Genomic DNA, 23811 nt, shown 5'->3' with positions numbered 1-23811 from the left:
CCGTCCGTCACTGACGCGGCCGGCGTGACCGTGTCCGGCGGTCCCACTCACCCGACGGGGTGACCGTCACCATCATCAGCCGAGCCGGTTCGTCGGCGTCGTTGCGGTAGCCGTGCTCCCGGTCGGCGTGGAACTCGATCGTGTCCCCGGCCCGTACGGCGTGATCCTGCCCGTCCACGTGGACGACCACCGCCCCGGCGAGGACGTGCAGGACCTCCCGGGTACCCCGGGGGTGGTCGGCGGAGCGGTGTCGCTCTCCGGGTTCCAGCCGCCAGTCCCACAACTCGACGAGGTCGGGTTCGCCGAGCCCGCTGAGAAGGTGGGCGGTGCCGCCGTGCTCGCCCTGCCAGAGCACGGGCGCCTCGGCCGTGGAGCTGATCCGCACGGTCTGCTCCTCGTCGGGCTCGAGCAGCCGGGCGATGTTGACGCCGAACGCGTCGGCGACCCGGCACAGCGTGCCGACGCTGGGGTTGGTGCGTGCGCTCTCGATCTGTACGAGCATCGCCTTGCTCACGCCGGACCGGCCGGCCAACTCCTCGAAGGACCAGCCCCGGGCGGCGCGCAGCTCCCGTACCTGCCGGGCCACCGCGGCCGTCACCGCACTGACCCGGCCACCTGCGTCGGTCATCAAACTATCCTTCACGGTCACTATTATGGTACGACAGTGGCATGTTCCCCATTCTCCTGGCAGCGGTGTCCGCGGTCGCGTTCGGCACCGCCGACTTCTCCGGCGGAAAGGCGTCCCGCCGCGCCGACCCCATCGCGGTGACCGTGATCTCCCAGCTGCTGACCGTCCCCCTGTTGGTCGCTCTGGTGCTCCTGGTGCCGGGGTCACCGACGGTCGCCGACATCGCCTGGGGACTGCTCGCGGGGACGGCGGGCGCGGGCGGCATCGTGCTGCTCTACCGGGCGCTCGCCGGCGGGATGATGGCCGTGGTGGCGCCGGTCACCGCGATCACTGCGGCCGTGGTGCCGATCGTCGCCGGCCTGTTCACCAGCACCTTCCCCGGCGCTCCGGCGCTCACCGGCGCCGGCCTCGCGGTGGTGGCGATCGCCCTGGTCAGCCTCGGCGAGGGCGGTGGTCGCTCGAGGGTTCCGGCCCGACTGGTGGGGCTCGCCCTCGCGGCCGGCGCGCTCTTCGGCGTCTTCTTCACCCTGCTCGGTCAGGCCAGCGAGAGCGCGGGCATGTGGCCGGTGGCCGCGGTCCGGACCAGCTCGATCGCGTTCGGTCTGCTCCTCGCCGCCGGCACCGGTGTGCGACTGCGGCTCGGCCGGCGGGTGCTCGGCTGGGCGGCCCTCGCCGGTCTGCTCGACAGCGCCGCCAACGCGCTCTTCCTGGCCGCTGCCGCGCGAGGACACCTCAGCATCGTGGCGGCGATCGCCGCGCTCTACCCCGCGAGCACGGTACTGCTCGCGCTCGCCGTCGATCGCGAACGGCTGCGGCCGGTCCAGGTCGCCGGCCTCGGGTTCGCGGCGGGGGCTCTCGTGCTGGCGAGCATCTGAGGCTGTCCAGACCGGCCGGTCCGGTCGTACCCTTCTCTCATGCGCGTCGCCGTCTGCCAGCTCAATGCCCGGGACGACCGCAAGGCCAACCTGGCCGCCGCGGAGCTGCTGCTGGAACGCGCCGCCGACGGCGGCGCGGACCTGGCCATCCTTCCCGAGTACGTCGACTATCTCGGCCCGGAGGCCGGTCTGCCCGAGCCGGAGCCGGTCGGCGGCGAGGTGGGCAGTTTCTTCGCCGGGGTCGCACGGCGGCTGGGCATGTGGGTGCTGGCCGGGTCGTTCCACGAAGCCGGCCCGGACCCCGCGCACACCTGGAACACCTCGCTGGTCTTCGACCGCGCCGGCAGCCTGGCCGCGAGCTACCGCAAAATCCATCTGTACGACGTGGAGATCCCCGGTCGCGTCTCCTACCGGGAGTCGGAGACCGTCGCGCCCGGCACCCAACCCGTCGTGGTGGACGTGGAGGGCCTCCGGGTCGGGCTGTCGATCTGCTACGACCTGCGCTTCCCGGAGCTGTACCGGCGGCTCGCCACCGAGGGCGGCGCTCAGCTCCTGGTGGTGCCGGCGGCGTTCATGATGCACACCGGGCGGGACCACTGGGAGGTCCTGCTCCGGGCCCGGGCGATCGAGAACCAGTGCTTCGTGGCGGCGGCCGGTCAGACCGGTGACCACGAGCCGGGCCGCACCTGCTTCGGACGCAGCATGGTGGTCGACCCGTGGGGGACGGTCCTGACCCAGCTGCCCGACGGGCCGGGGGTGGCCGTCGCCGACCTGGACCTTGACCGGCTGTCCGTGATCCGGGCCGAGCTGCCGAGCCTCGCCAACCGCCGGCTCTGAGAGTCAGCCCTCGAGCAGGACGCCGATCGTCGCAAGCCCGGCGATCACCGCGGCGGTGACCAGCAGGGCCGTTGTCATCCGGGACCTACCGCGGCGGGCCAGACGTCCGACCGAGAAGAACAGGACCACCAGCACGACCGCGCCGATCACCAGTTGCCAGAACGGCAGGAGGATGCCGAGCAGTGCTTCCTCGGCGAACACCGCGGTCCCCAGCCCGGACTCATCCATGACTGACACTCTGGCACGCCGACGCGTGCCGCGTCGCCGACCACGGTGGAGAGCGCGCCGGTCGACGTGACCCGAACCAGTGATGAACCCTGATTTGCCTTCTACCGGCCGTCCGCGTAACTTTCTCTCTGCACGAGGGAGGCCGGACAAACCGGCCGAGAGCGGGCGCCAGGCTCGTGGCGGAGACGCCGAGCGAGACTGAGATCGGGCGGTGCGAAACACCTCGGAGACGGGGTTGCGGACGCGAAGCCGACCGGGTAGAGTTCTGAGGCCGGCAGGAGCCGGGCGGAGAGCCGCGCAGCGGCGATCGGCCGGTCTGCGGCTTCCCACGAGAGTAACGACCGCCGGATACGGCGTGCGTCATCGTGGGTCCGGACGAACCAGATTGATCACCTCGAATACGAGGTTGACAATGAAAGTTCGACCAAGTAGGTTTGAGAGGTTGCCCCGAAACGGGGTTCCACGGAATGTGGAGCTTCTGATCGGTGTGTGGTTGTTCTTTGAGAACTCAACAGGGTGCTTGTAAAGCCAGTGCCAATTATGATTTATACCCCGGACTGGCAGCCTGCTTTTGGTGGGTTGTTGGTTGGGATTCCTTTGGCAACATTTGTTTGTTGCCGGGATAGCTGTTCAACTAGTTTTTTGTTGGAGAGTTTGATCCTGGCTCAGGACGAACGCTGGCGGCGTGCTTAACACATGCAAGTCGAGCGGAAAGGCCCTTCGGGGTACTCGAGCGGCGAACGGGTGAGTAACACGTGAGCAACCTGCCCCAAGCTTTGGGATAACCCTCGGAAACGGGGGCTAATACCGAATATTACTTCTGGCCGCATGGCTGGTGGTGGAAAGTTTTTCGGCTTGGGATGGGCTCGCGGCCTATCAGCTTGTTGGTGGGGTGATGGCCTACCAAGGCGACGACGGGTAGCCGGCCTGAGAGGGCGACCGGCCACACTGGGACTGAGACACGGCCCAGACTCCTACGGGAGGCAGCAGTGGGGAATATTGCACAATGGGCGGAAGCCTGATGCAGCGACGCCGCGTGAGGGATGACGGCCTTCGGGTTGTAAACCTCTTTCAGCAGGGACGAAGCGAAAGTGACGGTACCTGCAGAAGAAGCGCCGGCCAACTACGTGCCAGCAGCCGCGGTAAGACGTAGGGCGCGAGCGTTGTCCGGATTTATTGGGCGTAAAGAGCTCGTAGGCGGCTTGTCGCGTCGACCGTGAAAACTTGGGGCTCAACCCCAAGCCTGCGGTCGATACGGGCAGGCTAGAGTTCGGTAGGGGAGACTGGAATTCCTGGTGTAGCGGTGAAATGCGCAGATATCAGGAGGAACACCGGTGGCGAAGGCGGGTCTCTGGGCCGATACTGACGCTGAGGAGCGAAAGCGTGGGGAGCGAACAGGATTAGATACCCTGGTAGTCCACGCTGTAAACGTTGGGCGCTAGGTGTGGGGGGCCTCTCCGGTTCCCTGTGCCGCAGCTAACGCATTAAGCGCCCCGCCTGGGGAGTACGGCCGCAAGGCTAAAACTCAAAGGAATTGACGGGGGCCCGCACAAGCGGCGGAGCATGCGGATTAATTCGATGCAACGCGAAGAACCTTACCTGGGTTTGACATGGCCGCAAAACCTCCAGAGATGGGGGGTCCTTCGGGGGCGGTCACAGGTGGTGCATGGCTGTCGTCAGCTCGTGTCGTGAGATGTTGGGTTAAGTCCCGCAACGAGCGCAACCCTCGTTCGATGTTGCCAGCGCGTTATGGCGGGGACTCATCGAAGACTGCCGGGGTCAACTCGGAGGAAGGTGGGGATGACGTCAAGTCATCATGCCCCTTATGTCCAGGGCTTCACGCATGCTACAATGGCCGGTACAATGGGCTGCGATACCGTGAGGTGGAGCGAATCCCAAAAAGCCGGTCTCAGTTCGGATCGGGGTCTGCAACTCGACCCCGTGAAGTCGGAGTCGCTAGTAATCGCAGATCAGCAACGCTGCGGTGAATACGTTCCCGGGCCTTGTACACACCGCCCGTCACGTCACGAAAGTCGGCAACACCCGAAGCCGGTGGCCCAACCCTTGTGGAGGGAGCCGTCGAAGGTGGGGCTGGCGATTGGGACGAAGTCGTAACAAGGTAGCCGTACCGGAAGGTGCGGCTGGATCACCTCCTTTCTAAGGAGCACCTTCCACCGAAAGGTGGTAAGGAGCCCGCGGTCCACGAATGTTGGACCGGGGTGCTCAGATGGCGGAGACACTGGCAAGTCTGTCCGTGGCAACGGCCGGGACTACCTAGTACAGCCACCCTCGGGTGGTGGGAACGGATGGGTTCTGGTGCGGCTGGGGAAGGATGTAAGCACCCTGTTGGGTCCTGAAAGAACAACCTTTGGTTGTTTCTTTCGGAGACTTGGCCGGCCCTCCTTGGTGGGGGCTGGGAGTCTGCCAGGCATGGCCTGGCCTCACATACCGCCGAACGTTGGTTCGGGTTTGGTGTGGGGCGTGTTGGGTTGTGGGTTGGTTGTTTGTTGAGAATTGCACAGTGGACGCGAGCATCTTTGTGGTCAAGTTGTCAAGGGCGAACGGTGAATGCCTTGGCACCAGGAGCCGATGAAGGACGTGGGAGGCCGCGATAGGCCTGGGGGAGCTGTCAACCAAGCTGTGATCCCAGGGTGTCCGAATGGGGAAACCTGGCACCAGTCATGTGGTGTCACCCACACCTGAACACATAGGGTGTGTGGAGGGAACGCGGGGAAGTGAAACATCTCAGTACCCGTAGGAAGAGAAAACAATTTAGTGATTCCGTGAGTAGTGGCGAGCGAAAGCGGATTGAGGCTAAACCGGCTGCGTGTGATACCTGTCAGGGGTTGCGTGGTCGGGGTTGTGGGACCCTGCTCAACAGACTGACATCTGTTGGAGAAGTTACAAAGTTGATGGCTAGTCGAACAGTCTGGAATGGCTGACCGTAGACGGTGAGAGTCCGGTAGGTGAAAGCTGTTGACCTTCTGTGGGTGTTCCCGAGTAGCGGCGGACCCCTGAAATCTGCCGTGAATCTGCCAGGACCACCTGGTAAGCCTAAATACTTCCTGGTGACCGATAGCGGACGAGTACCGTGAGGGAATGGTGAAAAGTACCCCGGGAGGGGAGTGAAATAGTACCTGAAACCGTTCGCCTACAATCCGTCGGAGCCTTGCGGGGTGACGGCGTGCCTTTTGAAGAATGAGCCTGCGAGTTAGTGGCATGTGGCGAGGTTAACCCGTGTGGGGGAGCCGTAGCGAAAGCGAGTCTGAATAGGGCGCTTTAGTCGCATGCTCTAGACCCGAAGCGGAGTGATCTAGCCATGGGCAGGCTGAAGCGCGGGTAAGACCGCGTGGAGGGCCGAACCCACCAACGTTGAAAAGTTGGGGGATGACCTGTGGTTAGGGGTGAAAGGCCAATCAAACTCCGTGATAGCTGGTTCTCCCCGAAATGCATTTAGGTGCAGCGTCGCGTGTTTCTTGCCGGAGGTAGAGCACTGGATGGTCTAGGGGGCCCACAAGCTTACCGAAATCAGCCAAACTCCGAATGCCGGTAAGTGAGAGCGCGGCAGTGAGACTGCGGGGGATAAGCTTCGTAGTCGAGAGGGAAACAGCCCAGATCACCAGCTAAGGCCCCTAAGCGTGTGCTAAGTGGAAAAGGATGTGGGGTCGCATAGACAACCAGGAGGTTGGCTTAGAAGCAGCCACCCTTTAAAGAGTGCGTAATAGCTCACTGGTCAAGTGGTTCCGCGCCGACAATGTAGCGGGGCTCAAGCACACCGCCGAAGCTGTGGCATTCACATTTTAACCTCGCTTGGACTTGATTCCTTGTGCAGGTGTGTGGATGGGTAGGGGAGCGTCGTGCCGGGGGTGAAGCAGCGGGGTGACCCAGTTGTGGACGCGGCACGAGTGAGAATGCAGGCATGAGTAGCGAAAGAAGGGTGAGAAACCCTTCCGCCGGATGACCAAGGGTTCCAGGGCCAGGCTAATCCGCCCTGGGTGAGTCGGGACCTAAGGCGAGGCCGAGAGGCGTAGTCGATGGACAACGGGTTGATATTCCCGTACCCGCGAAAGAGCGTCCCTGATGAACCTCGTTGTGCTAACCACCCAAACCGGCTGCGACCTTCGGGTCAAGGTTGGGGAGCGTGGGAACCTGGCGGGTAGTAGTCAAGCGATGGGGTGACGCAGGAAGGTAGCTGAGCCCGGCCGGTGGTTGTGCCGGGGTAAGCGTGTAGGCCGTGTCGTAGGCAAATCCGCGACACATGGAGGCTGAGACGTGATGCCGAGCCGATTCAGGTGAAGTCAGTGATCCTATGCTGCCGAGAAAAGCCTCTAGCGAGTTCTTAGCGGCCCGTACCCCAAACCGACACAGGTGGTCAGGTAGAGAATACCGAGGCGATCGGGCGAACTGTGGTTAAGGAACTCGGCAAATTGCCCCCGTAACTTAGGGAGAAGGGGGGCCGGAGACGTGAAGCCCCGCGCGGGTGGAGCGTTGTATGGCCGCAGAGAGCAGGGGGAAGCGACTGTTTACTAAAAACACAGGTCCATGCGAAGAAGTAATTCGATGTATATGGACTGACGCCTGCCCGGTGCTGGAACGTTAAGGGGACCTGTTAGCTCTTTCGGGGGCGAAGCGGAGAACTTAAGCGCCAGTAAACGGCGGTGGTAACTATAACCATCCTAAGGTAGCGAAATTCCTTGTCGGGTAAGTTCCGACCTGCACGAATGGCGTAACGACTTCCCCACTGTCTCAACCACAGGCCCGGCGAAATTGCAGTACGAGTAAAGATGCTCGTTACGCGCGGCAGGACGGAAAGACCCCGGGACCTTTACTATAGCTTGACATTGGTACTTGAGTTAGCTTGTGTAGGATAGGTGGGAGCCGGTGAAGTCCATACGCCAGTATGGGTGGAGGCAATCTTGAAATACCACTCTGGTTGATTTGGGTATCTAACTTCGGACCGTTATCCGGTTCAGGGACAGTGTCTGGTGGGTAGTTTAACTGGGGCGGTTGCCTCCTAAAAGGTAACGGAGGCGCCCAAAGGTTCCCTCAGCCTGGTTGGCAATCAGGTGTTGAGTGCAAGTACACAAGGGAGCTTGACTGTGAGACTGACAGGTCGAGCAGGGACGAAAGTCGGGACTAGTGATCCGGCACTTGCGAGTGGAAGCGGTGTCGCTCAACGGATAAAAGGTACCCCGGGGATAACAGGCTGATCTTCCCCAAGAGTCCATATCGACGGGATGGTTTGGCACCTCGATGTCGGCTCGTCGCATCCTGGGGCTGTAGCAGGTCCCAAGGGTTGGGCTGTTCGCCCATTAAAGCGGTACGCGAGCTGGGTTTAGAACGTCGTGAGACAGTTCGGTCCCTATCCGCCGTGCGCGTAGGATACTTGAGAAGGGCTGTCCCTAGTACGAGAGGACCGGGACGGACGAACCTCTGGTGTGCCAGTTGTCCTGCCAAGGGCACGGCTGGTTAGCTACGTTCGGAAGGGATAACCGCTGAAAGCATCTAAGCGGGAAGCCTGCTTCAAGATGAGGTATCCCACCCACCTTTGGTGGGGTAAGGCCCCCAGCTAGACGACTGGGTTGATAGGCCGGAAATGTAAGCCCGGTAACGGGTTCAGTTGACCGGTACTAATAGGCCGAGGACTTGACTACTAAGCTGCTACGCGTCCACTGTGCAACTCTGAACAAACACCCACCCGTGTTGGTGATGGTTGATATGTTCATAGAGTTACGGCGGTCATGGCGGAGGGGAAACGCCCGGTCACATTCCGAACCCGGAAGCTAAGCCCTCCAGCGCCGATGGTACTGCACTCGTGAGGGTGTGGGAGAGTAGGACACCGCCGGACAATCTTCCAGAAATGGCCACCCCCATCGGGGGTGGCCATTTCTGCATCCCCCCACCACAATCCCCACCCGCGCTCGGCGCCCCCGGCCTCGGTTCCTGTCCCGCCCAGCGCCGGTGATCATGAAGTTAGTGCCTCGACCCGCCGACGACAGTGGCAACAACTTCATGATCAACCCGCCGAGGGCGGGGCGAGGGGGAGTCTGGCGGGGAGCTGGAGGGGTTAGGTTCGGGATTGCATTTCGTTGCGGAGGTCGCCCAGGAGGGCGCCCGCGTCGGTCACCGACCTGCCGGGGAACATCGCCATCACGACGCTGCCGTGGTCGGCCCAACCGCACACCGCGAAGTCGCCGCCCTCACCGCTCGTGCTGCCGCACTTCATGACGCCACCCAGCTTGCCCGCGGGCACCTCGCGCAGCCCTGTCACCGCCCCGGTCTCGTCGGACATCAGGCCGAAGAGGCTGTCCAGGTCGCGCTCGGGTTGCCAGAGCAGCGTCGTGCCGCCGAAGATCAGGACCGCGCGCTTGTCGTCGGCGGGGTCGCGGTAGACGGTGCCGAAGCTCCGGTCCAGGTCGATGTCGGCGGCCAGGCCGCTGCGCAGGTAGTCCGCCGTGCTCTTGGCGCGTTCGCTGTCGTCCCGCGTCAACCCCGCCGCCCGCTCGGGAGAGGTCAGCCGGGTGTCCTTCTGCTGCGCCACACGCCACCCACCGACTCCCAGCACACCCGCGCCCGCGAGACCGACGGCCAGGGCGACCGTCCAGCCGATCCTGCGGCGGCGGGACCAGCCACCGGACCGCTCGTCGGGATCGCCGCCGGTGTCCCGAGTGCTCAGCTGGATCGGCTCCTCGGTCAGTTCGACCGGCTCGCGGCCGTGGTCGAGCGACCGGTCGGTGAGATGTGCGTCGGACATAGCCGACACCGTACGCGAACGAGAGGTGGCGCACGTCAGGTCCGCGGAAGCCCTTCGTAGACTTGTCGGGTGACCGAGAGACTGGATGCCCGACGCCCCGACGCCCCGACGCTTGCCGGCCAGTACCAGCCCGGCGAGGTAGAGCAGCGGCGGTACGAGCAGTGGGTAGCCGCTGGGCACTTCCGGGCCTCCGCCGACAGCGACAAGCCCCCCTTCACCATCGTCATCCCGCCGCCGAACGTCACCGGCTCGCTGCACATGGGCCACGCGTTCGAGCACACCCTCATGGACGCCCTGACCCGGCGCAAGCGGATGCAGGGCTTCGAGGCGCTGTGGCTGCCCGGCATGGACCACGCCGGCATCGCCACCCAGAACCTGGTCGAGCGTCAGCTCGCCGCCGAGGGGCTGTCGCGGCACGACCTCGGTCGGGAGAAGTTCGTCGAGCGGGTCTGGCAGTGGAAGGCCGAGTCCGGTGGCAAGATCCTCGGCCAGATGCGCCGCCTCGGCGACTCCGTCGACTGGGAGCGGGAGCGCTTCACCATGGACGCCGGCCTGAGCCGCGCGGTCCAGACGATCTTCAAGAAGCTCTTCGACGACGGCCTCATCTACCGGGCCAACCGGATCATCAACTGGTGTCCGCGCTGCCTGACCGCACTGTCAGACATCGAGGTCGAGCACACCGACGACGACGGTGAGCTGATCTCGATCCGCTACAGCGACGAGGTCGTGGTGGCCACCACGCGGGCCGAGACGATGCTCGGCGACACCGCCGTGGCGGTGCACCCTGACGACGAGCGCTACCAGCACCTGATCGGCACCGAGGTCGAGCTGCCGCTCACCGGCCGACGGATCCCGATCGTCGCCGACGCGCACGTCGACCCGTCCTTCGGCACCGGCATGGTCAAGGTGACCCCCGCCCACGACCCGAACGACTTCGAGATCGGCCAGCGGCACGACCTGCCCTCGCTGACCGTCATGGACGAGCGCGGCGTGATCACCGTGCCCGGCCCGTTCGAGGGACTGGACCGGTTCGAGGCGCGGCCGGCAATCGTGGCCGCGCTCCGCGAGCAGGGCCGGATCGTCGCCGAGAAGCGCCCGTACGTGCACGCCGTCGGTCACTGTTCGCGTTGCAAGACGACCGTCGAGCCGCGGCTGTCGCTGCAGTGGTTCGTCAACACCGCCCCGCTGGCGCAGGCCGCCGGAGACGCGGTGCGCGACGGTCGGGTCCGTATCGAGCCGGCCGAGCTGGCGAAGCGCTACTTCGCCTGGGTCGACAACATGCACGACTGGTGTATCTCCCGCCAGCTCTGGTGGGGGCACCGCATCCCGGTCTGGTACGGCCCGGCCGGCGAGATCGTGTGCGTCGGCCCGGACGAGACGCCGCCGACCGGCGAGGGTTGGCACCAGGACGAGGACGTCCTGGACACCTGGTTCTCCAGCGGCCTGTGGCCGTTCTCCACCCTGGGCTGGCCGGAGGAGACCCCGGACCTGGCGAAGTTCTATCCGACCAGCGTGCTGGTCACCGGGTACGACATCCTGTTCTTCTGGGTCGCCCGGATGATGATGTTCGGCCTCTACGCGATGGACGGCCGGCCTCCCTTCGATGTGGTCGCGTTGCACGGGATGGTGCGTGACCAGTTCGGCAAGAAGATGTCGAAGTCGTTCGGCAACGTGGTCGACCCGCTGGACTGGATCGACAGGTACGGCGCCGACGCCACCCGGTTCACGCTGGCCCGGGGCGCGAACCCCGGCCAGGACGTGCCGGTCAGCGAGGAGTGGTGCCAGGGCTCGCGCAACTTCTGCAACAAGCTCTGGAACGCCACCCGGTTCGCGTTGATGAACGGCGCGCACACGACCGGCGAGCTGCCGCCCGTCGAGCAGCTCTCCACCGTCGACCGGTGGGTCCTGTCCCGGCTGGCGCACGTCACCGCCGAGGTCGACGAGCAGTTCGAGGCGTACGAGTTCGCCAAGGTCTGTGATCTGCTCTACCACTTCGCCTGGGACGACGTCTGCGACTGGTACGTCGAGCTGAGCAAGCCGGTGCTCGCCGAGGGCGGTGAGCGGGCCGACGTGACCCGCCGGGTTCTCGGCCACGTGCTCGACCAGCTGCTGCGGCTGCTGCACCCGGTCATCCCGTTCGTCACCGAGGAGTTGTGGCTCGCGCTGACCGGCGGCGAGACGGTGCAGGCCGCCGCCTGGCCGGTGGCCGACCGGTCGTTGGTCGACGACGCCGCCGAGGTCGAGCTGGCCGCCGTGCAGCGGGTCGTCACCGAGATCCGCCGGTTCCGTTCCGACCAGGGGCTACGCCCGACGCAGCGGGTCGCGGCCCGCCTCGACGGGCTGGCCGGGGCCGGCATCGCGGCCCACGAGCCGCTGATCCGGTCGCTGGTTCGCCTCGACCCGGCCGGTGACGACTTCCAGGCCAGCGCGACGTTGGCCATGCCCGGCGCGGTGGGTGTCGCGTTGGACACCCGGGGGTCGATCGACGTGGCCGCCGAGCGGGCCCGGCTGACCAAGGACCGCGCGGCCGCCCAGAAGGAGGTCGCGCAGGCCCGGGCGAAGCTCGACAACCCGGCCTTCATCGGCAAGGCCCCCGAGCCGGTCGTCGCGAAGATCCGCGACCGGCTCGCCACCGCCGAGGCCGACCTGGTCCGGATCGACGCCGCTCTGGAGACGCTTACCTCGTGACCGACCGTACCGATTTCGCCGCCGCCGAAGCCGAGCTGAACGCCCGCGGTTTCACCCGCATGGTGTTCGAGCTGGACCGTATCGAGTCGCTGCTCGACCTGCTCGGGAGTCCGCAGCGGGCGTACCCGTCGATCCACCTCACCGGCACCAACGGCAAGACGTCCACCGCACGGATGATCGACTCGCTGCTGCGGGCGTTCGGGCTGCACACCGGCAGGTACACGAGTCCGCACCTGGAGACCGTCCGGGAGCGGATCAGCCTGGACGGCGAACCGGTGAGCGAGGAGCGCTTCGCCGCGGTGTACGGGGAGATCAAGCCGCTGGCGGAGCTGGTCGACGCGCGCTCGGACGAGCCGCTGACGTACTTCGACATGACAACCGCGTTGGCGTTCGCGACGTTCGCCGACGCGCCTGTCGACATCGCCGTGGTCGAGGTGGGTCTCGGTGGCGCCGAGGACGCCACGAACGTCATCCAGGCCGGCGTCTGCGTGATCACTCCGATCGGCCTCGACCACACCGAGTGGCTCGGCGACACGCTCCAGGACATCGCGCTGGCCAAGGCCGGCATCATCCACCCGGGCGCCACCGTGATCTCGGCGGCGCAGGAGGAGGAGGCCGCGCGTCCCCTCCTCGAACGCTGCTCGGAGGTGGGCGCCACCATCGCCCGCGAGGGCGCCGAGTTCGGCGTGCTGAGCCGGGCGGTCGCCGTCGGTGGGCAGGTGCTCAAGCTGCAGGGCCTCGGCGGTGTCTACGACGACGTGTTCATCCCCCTGCACGGCGCGCACCAGGCACAGAACGCCGCAGTGGCGCTCGCCGCCGTGGAGGCGTTCCTCGGTGCCGGGGCCCGCCGGCAGTTGGACGTCGAAGCCGTCCGGGAGGGGTTCGCCACGGCCAGCTCCCCGGGTCGGCTGGAGCGGGTCCGTAGCGCCCCGACCGTCCTGCTGGACGGTGCGCACAACCCGCACGGCATGGCCGCGACGGTGACCGCGCTCCAGGAGGAGTTCGCGTTCAGCAAGCTGGTGGCGCTCGTGGGTGTTCTCGCCGACAAGGACGCGAGCAGCCTGCTGGAGCTGCTGGAACCGGTGGCCGACGTCGTGGTGGTCACCCGCAACAGCTCGCCACGGGCGATGCCGACGAAGGAGCTCGCCGCGCTCGCCGTCGAGATCTTCGGCGAGGAACGCGTCGAGGTGGCCGAGGAGGTGCCGGACGCGATCGAACTGGCGGTCGCGCTGGCCGAGGAGGACGTACCCGGTGAGCTCAGCGGCGTCGGTGTCCTGGTGACGGGTTCGGTGGTCACGGTCGCCGACGCCCGCCGGCTGCTGAAGCGATGACCGGCCCCGAGCGCGACCCCCGCGCCACCGACGCGACCGACCTGGACCGCGACCCGCGCGCTACCGACGAGGCGACCGGTCCGGACCGCGATCGGAGCGCTCTGGACCAGGACACGGCCGCATCGACGGCGGGGGAGCCGGAAGCCGGGCAGGTACGGCGCTCCGGCCTGCGGAACCCGCAGGCGGCCGTACGGGGTCTCGGCGCGGGAACGCTCGGCCTGGAGGCGCTGGTGCTGCTGCTGGCCATCCAACCGATCCGGGTGGTCGGCGGTGATCTGGGCGGCGCGGCGATCGCCGTGGTGGTGGCGCTGGCGGTGGCCGCCATCCTGCTGGCCGGCATGATGCGGCGTCCCTGGGCCTGGCACGCCGGCACCGTGTTGCAGGGCCTGCTGATGCTGGCCGGGCTGTTGCACTGGTCGCTGCTCGTGCTGGGCATCATCTTCGCGCTGGTCTGGGCGTACGCGCTGCACGTCCGCCGGGTCATCCTCGGCTGACGCCCGAGGGTCCGGTCAGGCGTCGGCGCGTTCGCGCCACTGGGTCAGGGCGATGCCGTGGCCGTCCGGGTCCCGGAAGGCCGCCGCCCACACCTCCAGCCTGCTGCCCCGGTTGACCACGCGTGGGGCGTACGTGAAGCGGACACCGGATCCGCGCAGCCGTCCGTACGCCGCCTCGATGTCGTCCACCTCGAGGTTGACGTGCACGAGCCGGCGACTGATGGGCGCCGCCCCGGTCACCTCGCGCAGCACCAGCCGGGTCGAGCCGAAGGCGAGCACCGCGTTGCCGGTGCCCTGGTCGACCTCGGTGAAGCCGAGCATGTCCCGGTAGAAACCGAGCGACCGGGCCAGGTCGGTGACCAGCAGGGTCAGGCCGACGCCGCTGATGGGACCGGCCGGATCCGCCGCCGACGCTCCGTCGTACCCGAAGATCGCCTCGTCCAGGGCCTCGGCGGTGACGGTCTCGCGGGCCGCTCCCGCCGGGGTCGGGTCGTCAAGCGGCAGGTCCAGCGGGTCCAGCGGGTCGGTAGCGAGCGGGCCGGTCCGCTGCGCCGGCGGGGCGTCGGCCGGCCGGTCCGCGCTCGGCGCGGACCGGGCCTGCGCTGCCGCGTCCACGCGGTCGTCGTCGGACTCGGCGGCACGGACGTCGTCCGGGTCGGCCGGGTCGACGTCGGGCTGGTCGAAGTGCTCCTCGGCCGGAGGCCGGGGTGCGGGAGTGGCCCGGCGGGGCAGTCCCGAACCGGGCTGCTGCTCGACGACGACGCCTTCGAGGACCACCGGGCCGCCCGGGGTCTGGCTCACCACCACCGGCTCGCGCTCGTCGGATACGACGGACCGGTCGTCGCGCAGGGGGTCGGGGCCGAGCTGGTCGCGGAACGGGTCGCCGCCGCGCTGGTCGCGGAACGGATCGGGGCCGCGCGGGTCGCCGAACGGGTCAGGGCCGAACGGGTCGCCGCCGCGCGCGTCCCGGAAGTCGTCGTCGGGCGCGCGGTCCGCCCACGGCGGGGCGTCCTGCTCGATCAGCACCTCGTCCACGGGGTCGATGTCGCCGAACTCGGGCGGCAGGTCCGCGACGGCCGCGGCGGTCTCGGCGTGGGTCGGCACCTCGTCCCAGAGAACCTTGACGTGCCGCTGGTCGTCGAGCGCCACCCGGATGGGCAGGGTCTGGCCCAACGACGGCCACTTGGAGACCGGCACCCGCGGCTCGATGATCTTCTTGGATCGGGGCGGCAGGCCGGGCGCGTCGATGACCAGTTGCAGCTCGCACCGGCCGAATGCGTACTGGGTGGGTGGTTCGGAGGCGCTGTGCACGTGCGCCACGCCGACCACCCAGGTGCGTCCGCCGCCCTTCACGGTGGCCAGCGCGATCGCCAGCACCAGCAGGGCGACGCCGAGCGCGACGATGGCCCAGCTCGTCATGCCCAGCCCGAAGAGGACGACGAAGGTGGCCACGGTGCCGAGCACCGTGCCGATCAGCTTGCGTACCGGCGCGATGGGCCGGTTCCCGCCATTCGCCACAGTGGACCTCCCGGGGGTCAGGGCCAGGCTAGGCCGGATCGGCCACCGGAGGAAAGACCGGCCGCCGCGCCGGCGCCGGGACCGGGTCGCTAGGCTGACCGTACCGAGCCCAAGCGTTCTGCGCGTACAGGAGGAACCCAGCGTGTCCAACGACAGCCCGGAAGAGCGCAGCCTCGTGCTGATCAAGCCCGACGCGGTCCGCCGCGGCCTGGTCGGCGAGGTCCTCTCCCGCTTCGAGCGCAAAGGGCTGCGGATCGACGCGATGGTGCACCGGACCATGGACGCCGCGCTCGCGGACGCGCACTACGCCGAGCACGTCGACAAGGCGTTCTACCCGCCGCTGAAGGACTTCATGACCGGCGGGCCGCTGGTCGCCCTGGTCCTCTCCGGCGACCAGGTCATCGACGTGGTCCGTGGGCTGGTCGGCGCGACCGACGGCCGCAAGGCCGCCGCCGGCACCATCCGGGGTGACCTGTCGCTCTCCAACCGGGAGAACCTGGTGCACGCCTCCGACTCGCCGGACAGCGCCAAGCGCGAGATCGCGCTCTGGTTCCCCGAGCTGGGCTGACGGCCTCGCGGTTCAGTCGGCCGGGGGCAGCTTCTCCGGGTTGCCCACCACGAAGACCTCGGTGATCCGGCCGGCTGCCGCGGCGACGGTCAGCGTGTACCGGCCGCCGTCGGCGCGGGTGAGCAGGATGCCCGGTTCGCCGTTCAACTCCAGCCGACGCGCCGTCCACCCACGGCGCGGGCCCCAGATCCCGGCGTAGAAGCGGGCGACCCGGTCCGCGCCCCGCACCGGGTTGCGCGCGGAGCGGACGTGACCGCCGCCGTCGTTCCACGCCGTGACGTCCGCGGCCATCAGGTGCGTGAGCGTCGCCAGGTCCCCGTTCCGGGCGGCGGCGAGGAACGCCTCCAGCAACCGCTCACGCTCGGACCGGCTGGTCGTGAAGCGGCGGTCCTCCTGACGTACGCGCGTGGTCGCCCGGTGGTACAGCTGACGGCAGTCCTGCGGGGTCCGGTCCAGGATCTCCGCGATCTCGGCGTACGGCAGGTCGAACGCGCTGCGCAGGACGTACACGGCGCGCTCCGGCGGCGTCAGCCGTTCCAGCACGTGCAGCAGCGCGGTGGACAGCGAGTCCCGCAGCTCCGCTCGGTCCAGCGGGCCGAACGGCGAGGGTTCGGTCGGCACGGGCTCGGGCAGCCACGGTCCGACGTACGTCTCGCGGGCCGCCTGCCGGGCCCGCAGCCGGTCCAGCGCGAGCCGGGTCACCACCCGGGACAGGTAGCGGCGGGGCTCGGCCACCGTCGAGCGGTCCACGCCCAACCAGCGCAGGTACGTCTCCTGGAGCACGTCCTCGGCGTCGTGTCGACTGCCGAGCAGCCGGTAGGCGAGTCCGAGCAGCATCGGCCGGTGCGCCTGGAGCGCACCGGCCGCCGCTGCCGCCTCGGTCGTCACACCTGCGCCGGGGGCTCCGTGTGCGTCGTCACGGCGATGCGATTCCACACGTTGATTGTGGCGATCGCGAGGACCAGATCGGCCAACTCCTTCTCCGACCAGATTTTCGCGGCGGCGTCCCACACCTCGTCCGACACCCCGTGCTCGCCGAGCCGGGTCACCGCGTCGGTGAGCGCCAGCGCGGTCTGCTCCCGCTCGTCGAAGAACGACAGCGCCTCCCGCCAGGCGGCCACCGCGAACAGCCGCCGGCTCGACTCGCCGGAGGCGAGGGCGTCGCGGCTGTGCATGTCCACGCAGTAAGCGCAGCCGTTCAGTATCGACGCCCGCAGCTTGACCAGCTCCAGCACGGTGTGGTCGACGTTCGCCTGGACGTACTTCTCCAGACCTGACACGGCCTGGTATCCCTGCGGCGCGACCTCGAAAAGCTTCATCCGTTGCACGGCAACCTCCTTGATCGGTTCGACACCGCTACGACGGTCCGACCGGTCGCGCTGTGACAACCGGGGCTATGAGCCCGGTCACGTCGAGGGGGTCAGCCGCGGGTCGCGGGGACGGTGTCCGGGAGCACCTCGCGGGGCCGGGGGATCCGGACGACGCCGTCGACGTCACCGGACGGGCGGTCCTGGTCGCGGGGTACGGGTCGGGACACCCGTGCCGCCAGGTCACGACCCACCTTGATCATCGGTAGCTCCACCCAGCGGTAGAGCACGTCCGCGAGGACCAACGCCACCACCACGGCGGCCACGAAGATGGTGGTGTTGTGCTGCCCCACCGCGGGCAGCAGCCCGACCGCCGCCCGCGCCGCGATGGCCTGGACCAGGTACATCGAGTACGACCGTTCGCCCACGAACACCAGCGGCCGCAGCCCCAGCACACGGGCCAGGACGCTGCGCGACAGCAGCGCCGGCAGCAGCAGCGCGGCCGCCGCCGCGTAGCAGCCGATCAGCGCCTCCTGGCCGAAGCGGGCCGGCCAGTACCGCACCGCCACCTGCACCGCGGCGAAGGCCACGATCACCACGCTGGCGGTGACCGGGTGGGTCAGCGGCCGGAACAGGGCGAAGCCACGCGGGTGGTGCATGAGCACGGCCGTCAGGCAGCCGAGCAGGATCGCCACGTAGTGGATGGGCCAGCTCAGCCAGCCGATCTCCGGGGGGATCAGCGCGACGAGGAGCACGAGGAGCCCGAGGGTCACGGCGAGCCGGCGACGGAAGGCGACGGTCACCAGCACGAAGGCGATCGCCGGCCAGAGCAGGTAGAACTTCTGCTCGATCCCGATCGTCCAGGAGTGCAGGTACGGGGCGTTGGCCGGCAGGAAGTCGTTGAGCAGCAGCAGGTAGTAGCGCAGCGAGCGTTCGACCGCGTCGGCGGTGCCGTTGAGCCGGGCCAGGCCCCAGGTCAGGAACAGCACGAGCAGGTACACCGGCATGATCCGGAAGAACCGCCGCAGGTAGAAGGCGCGCAGCGAGACCCGACCGTAGCGGTGTTCCTCCCGCAACAGCAGCGTCGTGATCAGAAAGCCGGAGAGCACGAAGAACAGATGTACGCCGATCCAGCCGGTCAACCAGGCCCAGGACGGGCCGCCGAAGTGGAAGGCGAAGACCATCACGGCCGCGACGGCCCGCAGGCCGTCCAGCGCGGGGAATCGACGCATGGCCTGGAACTCGTCGTGGTTGAGCGGACGCACCGGCGAAGTCTGCGCGAGCCCGCCACCGGGGTCAAGCCGCGCTGGCCGCCCGCTCGTGTCCTTCGGACAACAGGCGTTCCGTCGCCGGTCACCCGGATCGCCGGCCGCGGTCATCTGCGCCCGGTACACCCACGGGGTCAACCCATGACCGGGAGGAAGCATGACCGAGCTTGATCGACGTACCCTGCTGCGGGCCGGCCTCGTGGCCGGAGCCGGAGTCGCCGGCGGCGCGCTGCTGGGCGGCGCCGGCGCGAACGCCGCTCCGGCCTGGCGTCCGGCGGGACGCCCCGTGCTCACCCACGGGGTGCAGAGCGGCGACGTGACCGCGGACTCGGCGCTGGTCTGGACGCGGGCCGACCGCCCGGGCCGGATGCTCGTCGAACTGAGCCGCCGCCCCGATTTCCGTGGCGCGCGGCAGCTCCGTGGCCCGGTGCTGGGCCCGAACGCGGACTTCACCGGCAAGGTCCGGCTGCGGGGCCTGCCGGACGCCGAGCGGCTGCACTACCGGGTGCGGGTGGAGAGCCTGGACCGGCACGGCGTGGTCAGCGAGCCGTCGACCGGGTCGTTCACCACCGCCCCGGGTCGGCACCGCCGCCGGGACGTGCGGTTCGTCTGGACCGGGGACATCGTCGGGCAGGGCTGGGGGATCGATCCCAACTTCGGCGGGCTGTCGATCTTCCGGGCGATGGGCGCGACCCGTCCGGACTTCTACCTGTGCAGCGGCGACACCGTGTACGCGGACGGCCCGCTCGTGGAGTCGGTGACGCTGCCCGACGGGCGGATCTGGCGCAACCTGGTCACCCCGGAGAAGAGCAAGGTCGCCGAGACGCTGACCGAGTACCGGGGACAGTTCGCCTACAACCTGCTCGACGAGCACCTGCGAGAGTTCGCGGCGGCGGTGCCGCAGATCAACCAGTGGGACGACCACGAGGTGCTCAACAACTGGTATCCGGGGGAGATCCTGGACGACCCGCGCTACACCGAGCAGCGGGTCGACGTGCTCGCCGCGCGGGCCAGCCAGGCGTTCCACGAGTGGCTGCCGGTGCCGGACAACGGGCCGCTGTACCGGCGGATCTCGTACGGGCCGCTGCTGGACGTCTTCGTGCTGGACATGCGGACGCACAAGGACCCCAACGACGGAAACACGTACGCCGACCCGAAGCGCGGTCTGCTCGGCCGCGAGCAGCGGGAGTGGCTGATCCGGGAGCTGAAGCGCTCCACGGCGACCTGGAAGGTGATCGCCAACGACCTGCCGATCGGCGTCGTGGTGCCGGACGGTCCGGGGGCGCAGGAGGGCGTGGCGCAGGGCGACCCGGGCGCTCCGCTCGGGCGTGAGCTGGAGTTCGCCGAGGTGCTGCGGGCGACCCACCGGGCCGGGGTGACCGGCATGGTCTTCCTCACCGCCGACGTGCACTACTCCGCCGCGCACCACTACGACCCGTCCCGCGCGGCGGTCGGTGACTTCACGCCGTTCTGGGAGTTCGTCTCCGGCCCGGCGCACGCCGGCGCGTTCGGCCCGAACGCCCTCGACGGCACGTTCGGACCGCAGGCGGTCTTCGTGCACGCCCCGCCGCGCGCGAACACCTCCCCGGCCGAGGGCTTCCAGCACTTCGGCGAGGTCCAGATCGACGGCGAATCCGGGGCCCTGACGGTGCACCTACGCGACCGCGACGGCGCGTCCCTCTGGACCACCACCCTCCCAACCCCCTGACCCACCCCACCCCACCCCACCCGGAGCCTCGCCCTGGTGATCAAGAGGTTCGCGTCAGGATCCGGCGCGAATTTGACGCAAACCTCTTGATCACCGGGGGCGGGAGCGGGAGCGGGGGTGGGGGTGGGTCTTGTATCGTTGTGTTTCGTATGGCGATGAACCGGCTATCACCGGTGAGCCTCCGGAAGAACAGCCGGGTGACCGGCCCAGTAGAACCGGACGGGTCCGGCCCGTCACAGCCGGCCAATGAGCGGGCGGTCGATCCTGACCGCCAAGCGGGGTGGTACCGCGGGCCACCCGGGGAGCGTCGTTGTCGGCGTACCCCGGCGGTTCGTCCTCGCAGACCCACGTTGAGTGAGCTGCGAGGAGAGCGACAGGCGATGGCCTATCCACTGCACGACCCGACCGCCGCCGGTGTCCCGGCGAGCCCGGACCTGCCCGCGGTCGAGCGCCGGGTGCTGGAGCACTGGACGGCCGACAAGACCTTCGAGGCCAGCATCGAGGCCCGTCCCGCCGGGACCGACGGCAAGAATGAGTACGTCTTCTACGACGGGCCGCCGTTCGCCAACGGCCTGCCGCACTACGGCCACCTGTTCACCGGGTACGTCAAGGACGTGGTGCCGCGCTACCAGACCATGCTCGGCCGGCACGTCGAGCGGCGCTTCGGCTGGGACTGCCACGGCCTGCCCGCCGAGGTGGTGGCCGAGAAGCAGCTCGGCATCACCAGCAAAGCCGAGATCATCGACCTGGGCGTTGCCCGGTTCAACGAGGCCTGCCGCACGTCGGTGCTGGAGTTCACCCAGGACTGGGAGCGGTACATCAACCGGCAGGCCCGCTGGGTCGACTTCACCAACGACTACAAGACCCTCGACCTGGACTACATGGAAAGCGTCATGTGGGCCTTCAAGACCCTGCACGACAAGGGTCTGATCTACGAGGGTTTCCGGGTGCTGGCGTACTGCTGGCGCTGCGAGACGCCGCTGTCGAACACCGAGACCCGGATGGACGACGTCTACCGGGACCGGCACGACCCGACGCTGACCGTGTGGTTCGGGCTGACCGCCGACGAGTCCGCCCCGGAGTTGCTGCGCGGGCCGGTCAAGCTGGGCGTCTGGACCACCACGCCGTGGACCCTGCCGTCGAACCTGGCGCTCGCCGTCGGCCCGGACATCGAGTACGCGGTGCTCGACCGGGGCGGGGAGCGGTTCGTGGTGGGGGCGGCGCGGCTGGCCGCGTACGCCAAGGAACTGGACGGGTACGAGCAGGTCGGCACGGTGTACGGCCGGGACCTGGTCGGACGCCGTTACACGCCGCTGTTCGACTTCCTCGTCGAGCGGGCGGGCGACAACGCGTACCAGGTGCTCGGCGCGGAGTTCGTCACCACCGAGGACGGCACCGGGATCGTGCACCTCGCCCCGGCGTTCGGTGAGGACGACCAGAACGTCTGCAACGCCGCCGGCATCCCCACCATCGTCACCGTGGACGATCACACGCGGTTCACCGCGCTCGTCCCGCCGTACCAGGGTGAGCAGGTCTTCGACGTCAACAAGCCGGTGATCCGGGAGCTGAAGGAGCGGGGGGTGGTGCTGCGGCAGGACACCTACACCCACTCGTACCCGCACTGCTGGCGCTGCGACACCCCGCTGGTCTACAAGGCGGTGTCGTCGTGGTTCGTGGCGGTGACCCAGTTCCGGGACCGGATGGTCGAGCTGAACCAGGAGATCAACTGGACGCCCGGCCACATCAAGGACGGCTCGTTCGGCAAGTGGCTGGCCAACGCCCGGGACTGGTCGATCAGCCGGAACCGGTTCTGGGGCTCGCCGATCCCGGTGTGGAAGTCCGACGACCCGAACTACCCGCGCCTGGACGTCTACGGATCGCTCGCCGACATCGAGCGGGACTTCGGCGTACGCCTGAGCGACCTGCACCGACCGGCGGTGGACGACCTGGTCCGCCCCAACCCGGACGACCCGACCGGGCAGTCGATGATGCGCCGGGTGCCGGAGGTGCTGGACTGCTGGTTCGAGTCCGGGTCGATGCCGTTCGCCCAGGTGCACTACCCGTTCGAGAACGCGGACTGGTTCGAGCACCACTACCCGGGTGACTTCATCGTCGAGTACATCGGGCAGACCCGCGGCTGGTTCTACACCATGCACGTGCTGGCCACCGCGCTGTTCGACCGGCCGGCGTTCCGCAACTGCCTGAGCCACGGCATCCTGCTCGGCTCGGACGGGCGCAAGATGTCCAAGAGCCTGCGCAACTACCCGGACGTCTACCACGTGTTCGACTCGTACGGGTCGGACGCGATGCGCTGGATGCTGATGTCGTCGCCGGTGCTGCGCGGCGGTGACATGGCGGTCACCGAGACGCTGATCCGCGACGCGGTACGCCAGGTGCTGCTGCCGCTATGGAACGTCTGGTACTTCTTCTCGCTGTACGCCAACGCCGACGGGTATCAGGCGCGGCGGCGCACCGACTCGACGCACCTGCTCGACCGGTACCTCCTGGCGAAGACCAACGAGCTGGTGGCGACGGTCGGCGCGCAGATGGACGCGTACGACATCTCGGGCGCGTGCGCCACCGTCCGGTCCTACCTGGACGCGCTGACCAACTGGTACGTGCGCCGGTCCCGGGACCGGTTCTGGTCGGGTGACGCCAACGCCTTCGACACGCTGTCGACGGTGCTGGAGACGCTCTGCCGGGTGGTGGCGCCGCTCGCGCCGCTGACCGCGGAGGAGATCTGGCGTGGCCTGACGGGCGAGCGGTCGGTGCACCTGACCGACTGGCCGTCCGCCGAGGAGTTCCCGGCCGACCACGACCTCGTCGCGGCGATGGACAACGTGCGGGCGGTCGCCTCGGCGGCGCTGTCGTTGCGCAAGGCCAAGGGGCTGCGGGTACGGCTGCCGCTGTCGACGTTGACCGTGGCGTCCCCGGCGGCGGAGCAACTGCGCCCGTTCGCCGACCTGATCGCCGACGAGGTCAACGTGAAGGCGGTGGAGTTCAGTGCCGAGCTGTCCGCGTACTGCGAGCAGGTGTTGACCGTGGTGCCGCGGGCGCTCGGCCCGCGCGTCGGCAAGCAGGTCCAGCAGGTGATCAAGGCGGTCAAGGCGGGCGACTGGGAGCTGGTCGAGGGCGCTCCGGTGGCGGCCGGCATCACCCTGGCCGAGGGCGAGTACGAGCTGCGTCTCGTGGCCGCCGACGCCGAGCACTCCGCGCCGCTGCCCGGTGGCGAGGGCGTGGTGGTGCTCGACACCGAGGTCACCCCGGAGCTGGCCGCCGAGGGCCTGGCCCGCGACGTGGTGCGGGTGGTGCAGCAGGCCCGCCGCGACGCCGACCTGGACGTCTCGGACCGCATCGTGGTGTCGGTGTCGGCGTCCGAGGAGGTACGCGCGGCGGTGAGCGCGTACGTCGATTTCGTCGCCGGTGAGGTGCTGGCCGACTCGGTCGACTTCGCCGAGGGCCTCGACGGTTTCGCCGGTGAGGTGGGCGAGGGTGAGCGGGTGACGGTCACCGTCCGTCGGTCGTAGAACACGCACGCGGACGCCTCCCACCTCCGTCGGCGGGGTGTGGGGGCGTCCGCTACCGTGACACCGCCTGTTCGCACCTC

Annotated in this window: 15 protein-coding genes and 3 rRNA genes; 11 read left to right on the top strand and 7 right to left on the bottom strand. The window is 68.2% G+C overall.

All coding sequences use genetic code 11. The features are described from left to right. Nucleotides 1-7: 7 nt before the first annotated feature. A complete protein-coding gene (locus ACQP0N_RS26340; RefSeq protein WP_355052308.1) occupies nt 8-628 on the bottom strand; it encodes a helix-turn-helix domain-containing protein in 621 nt (206 codons plus the stop codon). 41 nt (nt 629-669) lie between these two features. Between ACQP0N_RS26340 and ACQP0N_RS26335 the strand changes: the two genes are divergently transcribed. Then, nucleotides 670-1503: an EamA family transporter gene (locus ACQP0N_RS26335; RefSeq protein WP_433114911.1), complete on the top strand. Its 834-nt coding sequence runs from the start codon at nt 670-672 to the stop codon at nt 1501-1503. A 39-nt stretch (nt 1504-1542) separates the two neighbouring features. Beyond that, nucleotides 1543-2340 (top strand): carbon-nitrogen hydrolase family protein, encoded by a 798-nt coding sequence (locus ACQP0N_RS26330; RefSeq protein WP_433114910.1) that lies wholly within the window; start codon nt 1543-1545, stop codon nt 2338-2340. 3 nt (nt 2341-2343) lie between these two features. Here the strand turns inward: ACQP0N_RS26330 and ACQP0N_RS26325 are convergent, their stop codons facing one another. Then, nucleotides 2344-2568: a hypothetical protein gene (locus ACQP0N_RS26325; protein WP_433114909.1), complete on the bottom strand. Its 225-nt coding sequence runs from the start codon at nt 2566-2568 to the stop codon at nt 2344-2346. 642 nt (nt 2569-3210) lie between these two features. Between ACQP0N_RS26325 and ACQP0N_RS26320 the strand changes: the two genes are divergently transcribed. From ACQP0N_RS26320 to rrf, 3 genes are all read left to right on the top strand, one after another. Continuing rightward, nucleotides 3211-4725, top strand: a 16S ribosomal RNA gene (locus tag ACQP0N_RS26320). Between the two features lie 384 nt (nt 4726-5109). Continuing rightward, nucleotides 5110-8222: ribosomal RNA gene (locus ACQP0N_RS26315) — 23S ribosomal RNA — on the top strand. Between the two features lie 77 nt (nt 8223-8299). Then, nucleotides 8300-8416, top strand: a 5S ribosomal RNA gene (gene rrf / locus ACQP0N_RS26310). The 16S, 23S and 5S rRNA genes sit together here, the layout of an rRNA operon. A gap of 219 nt (nt 8417-8635) precedes the next feature. On the opposite strand, the gene ACQP0N_RS26305 is transcribed toward rrf, so the two are convergent. Beyond that, nucleotides 8636-9322, bottom strand: coding sequence for a hypothetical protein (locus ACQP0N_RS26305; protein ID WP_433114908.1), 687 nt, complete (start codon nt 9320-9322; stop codon nt 8636-8638). Nucleotides 9323-9391: 69 nt separating this feature from the next. On the opposite strand from ACQP0N_RS26305, the gene ACQP0N_RS26300 reads away from it, so the two are divergent. From ACQP0N_RS26300 to ACQP0N_RS26290, 3 genes are read left to right on the top strand one after another with little or no spacing between them, the layout of a single operon-like run. Next, nucleotides 9392-12010 (top strand): valine--tRNA ligase, encoded by a 2619-nt coding sequence (locus ACQP0N_RS26300; RefSeq protein ID WP_433114907.1) that lies wholly within the window; start codon nt 9392-9394, stop codon nt 12008-12010. After that, nucleotides 12007-13341 (top strand): bifunctional folylpolyglutamate synthase/dihydrofolate synthase, encoded by a 1335-nt coding sequence (locus tag ACQP0N_RS26295; RefSeq protein WP_355053152.1) that lies wholly within the window; start codon nt 12007-12009, stop codon nt 13339-13341. The genes ACQP0N_RS26300 and ACQP0N_RS26295 overlap by 4 nt, the downstream gene beginning before the upstream one ends. Continuing rightward, nucleotides 13338-13835: a DUF4233 domain-containing protein gene (locus ACQP0N_RS26290; protein ID WP_355053153.1), complete on the top strand. Its 498-nt coding sequence runs from the start codon at nt 13338-13340 to the stop codon at nt 13833-13835. The genes ACQP0N_RS26295 and ACQP0N_RS26290 overlap by 4 nt, the downstream gene beginning before the upstream one ends. A 15-nt stretch (nt 13836-13850) precedes the next feature. Here the strand turns inward: ACQP0N_RS26290 and ACQP0N_RS26285 are convergent, their stop codons facing one another. Further along, complete coding sequence (locus ACQP0N_RS26285) at nt 13851-15353, bottom strand: VOC family protein (protein WP_433114906.1); 1503 nt, start codon at nt 15351-15353, stop codon at nt 13851-13853. Nucleotides 15354-15495: 142 nt separating this feature from the next. On the opposite strand from ACQP0N_RS26285, the gene ndk reads away from it, so the two are divergent. Then, entirely contained in the window at nt 15496-15921 is a 426-nt protein-coding gene (gene ndk, locus ACQP0N_RS26280; protein WP_355053155.1) for a nucleoside-diphosphate kinase, read from the top strand. A gap of 12 nt (nt 15922-15933) precedes the next feature. On the opposite strand, the gene sigJ is transcribed toward ndk, so the two are convergent. The 3 genes from sigJ to ACQP0N_RS26265 all read right to left on the bottom strand — a co-directional run bounded on the left by sigJ (nt 15934) and on the right by ACQP0N_RS26265 (nt 18493). Next, complete coding sequence (sigJ, locus tag ACQP0N_RS26275; RefSeq protein ID WP_433114904.1) at nt 15934-16809, bottom strand: RNA polymerase sigma factor SigJ; 876 nt, start codon at nt 16807-16809, stop codon at nt 15934-15936. After that, nucleotides 16806-17240, bottom strand: a complete 435-nt coding sequence (locus ACQP0N_RS26270) for a carboxymuconolactone decarboxylase family protein (RefSeq protein WP_433121825.1) — start codon at nt 17238-17240, stop codon at nt 16806-16808. Before ACQP0N_RS26270 ends, sigJ begins: the two co-directional genes overlap by 4 nt. A 101-nt stretch (nt 17241-17341) precedes the next feature. After that, a complete protein-coding gene (locus ACQP0N_RS26265; RefSeq protein ID WP_433114902.1) occupies nt 17342-18493 on the bottom strand; it encodes an acyltransferase family protein in 1152 nt (383 codons plus the stop codon). A 160-nt stretch (nt 18494-18653) separates the two neighbouring features. Between ACQP0N_RS26265 and ACQP0N_RS26260 the strand changes: the two genes are divergently transcribed. Together ACQP0N_RS26260 and ileS are read left to right on the top strand one after the other, a co-directional pair. Further along, nucleotides 18654-20204, top strand: a complete 1551-nt coding sequence (locus ACQP0N_RS26260; RefSeq protein ID WP_433114900.1) for an alkaline phosphatase D family protein — start codon at nt 18654-18656, stop codon at nt 20202-20204. Between the two features lie 380 nt (nt 20205-20584). Continuing rightward, nucleotides 20585-23731, top strand: a complete 3147-nt coding sequence (gene ileS, locus ACQP0N_RS26255) for an isoleucine--tRNA ligase (RefSeq protein WP_433114898.1) — start codon at nt 20585-20587, stop codon at nt 23729-23731. The last annotated feature ends 80 nt before the right edge of the window (nt 23732-23811 follow it).

This window comes from Micromonospora sp. CA-246542 (genome assembly GCF_050942905.1).
Lineage (GTDB): Bacteria > Actinomycetota > Actinomycetes > Mycobacteriales > Micromonosporaceae > Micromonospora.
This window is presented reverse-complemented; position numbering and strand designations above follow the sequence as displayed.

Bases quoted from the DNA above. Each gene is read 5' to 3' on its own strand.
- ACQP0N_RS26260 (WP_433114900.1), top strand. From the start codon at position 18,654: ATGACCGAGCTTGATCGACGTACCCTGCTGCGGGCCGGCCTCGTGGCC.
- ACQP0N_RS26325 (WP_433114909.1), bottom strand. From the start codon at position 2,568: ATGGATGAGTCCGGGCTGGGGACCGCGGTGTTCGCCGAGGAAGCACTG.
- ACQP0N_RS26305 (WP_433114908.1), bottom strand. From the start codon at position 9,322: ATGTCCGACGCACATCTCACCGACCGGTCGCTCGACCACGGCCGCGAG.
- ileS (WP_433114898.1), top strand. From the start codon at position 20,585: ATGGCCTATCCACTGCACGACCCGACCGCCGCCGGTGTCCCGGCGAGC.
- ACQP0N_RS26270 (WP_433121825.1), bottom strand. From the start codon at position 17,240: ATGAAGCTTTTCGAGGTCGCGCCGCAGGGATACCAGGCCGTGTCAGGT.
- ACQP0N_RS26290 (WP_355053153.1), top strand. From the start codon at position 13,338: ATGACCGGCCCCGAGCGCGACCCCCGCGCCACCGACGCGACCGACCTG.
- ACQP0N_RS26335 (WP_433114911.1), top strand. From the start codon at position 670: ATGTTCCCCATTCTCCTGGCAGCGGTGTCCGCGGTCGCGTTCGGCACC.
- ACQP0N_RS26340 (WP_355052308.1), bottom strand. From the start codon at position 628: ATGACCGACGCAGGTGGCCGGGTCAGTGCGGTGACGGCCGCGGTGGCC.
- ACQP0N_RS26330 (WP_433114910.1), top strand. From the start codon at position 1,543: ATGCGCGTCGCCGTCTGCCAGCTCAATGCCCGGGACGACCGCAAGGCC.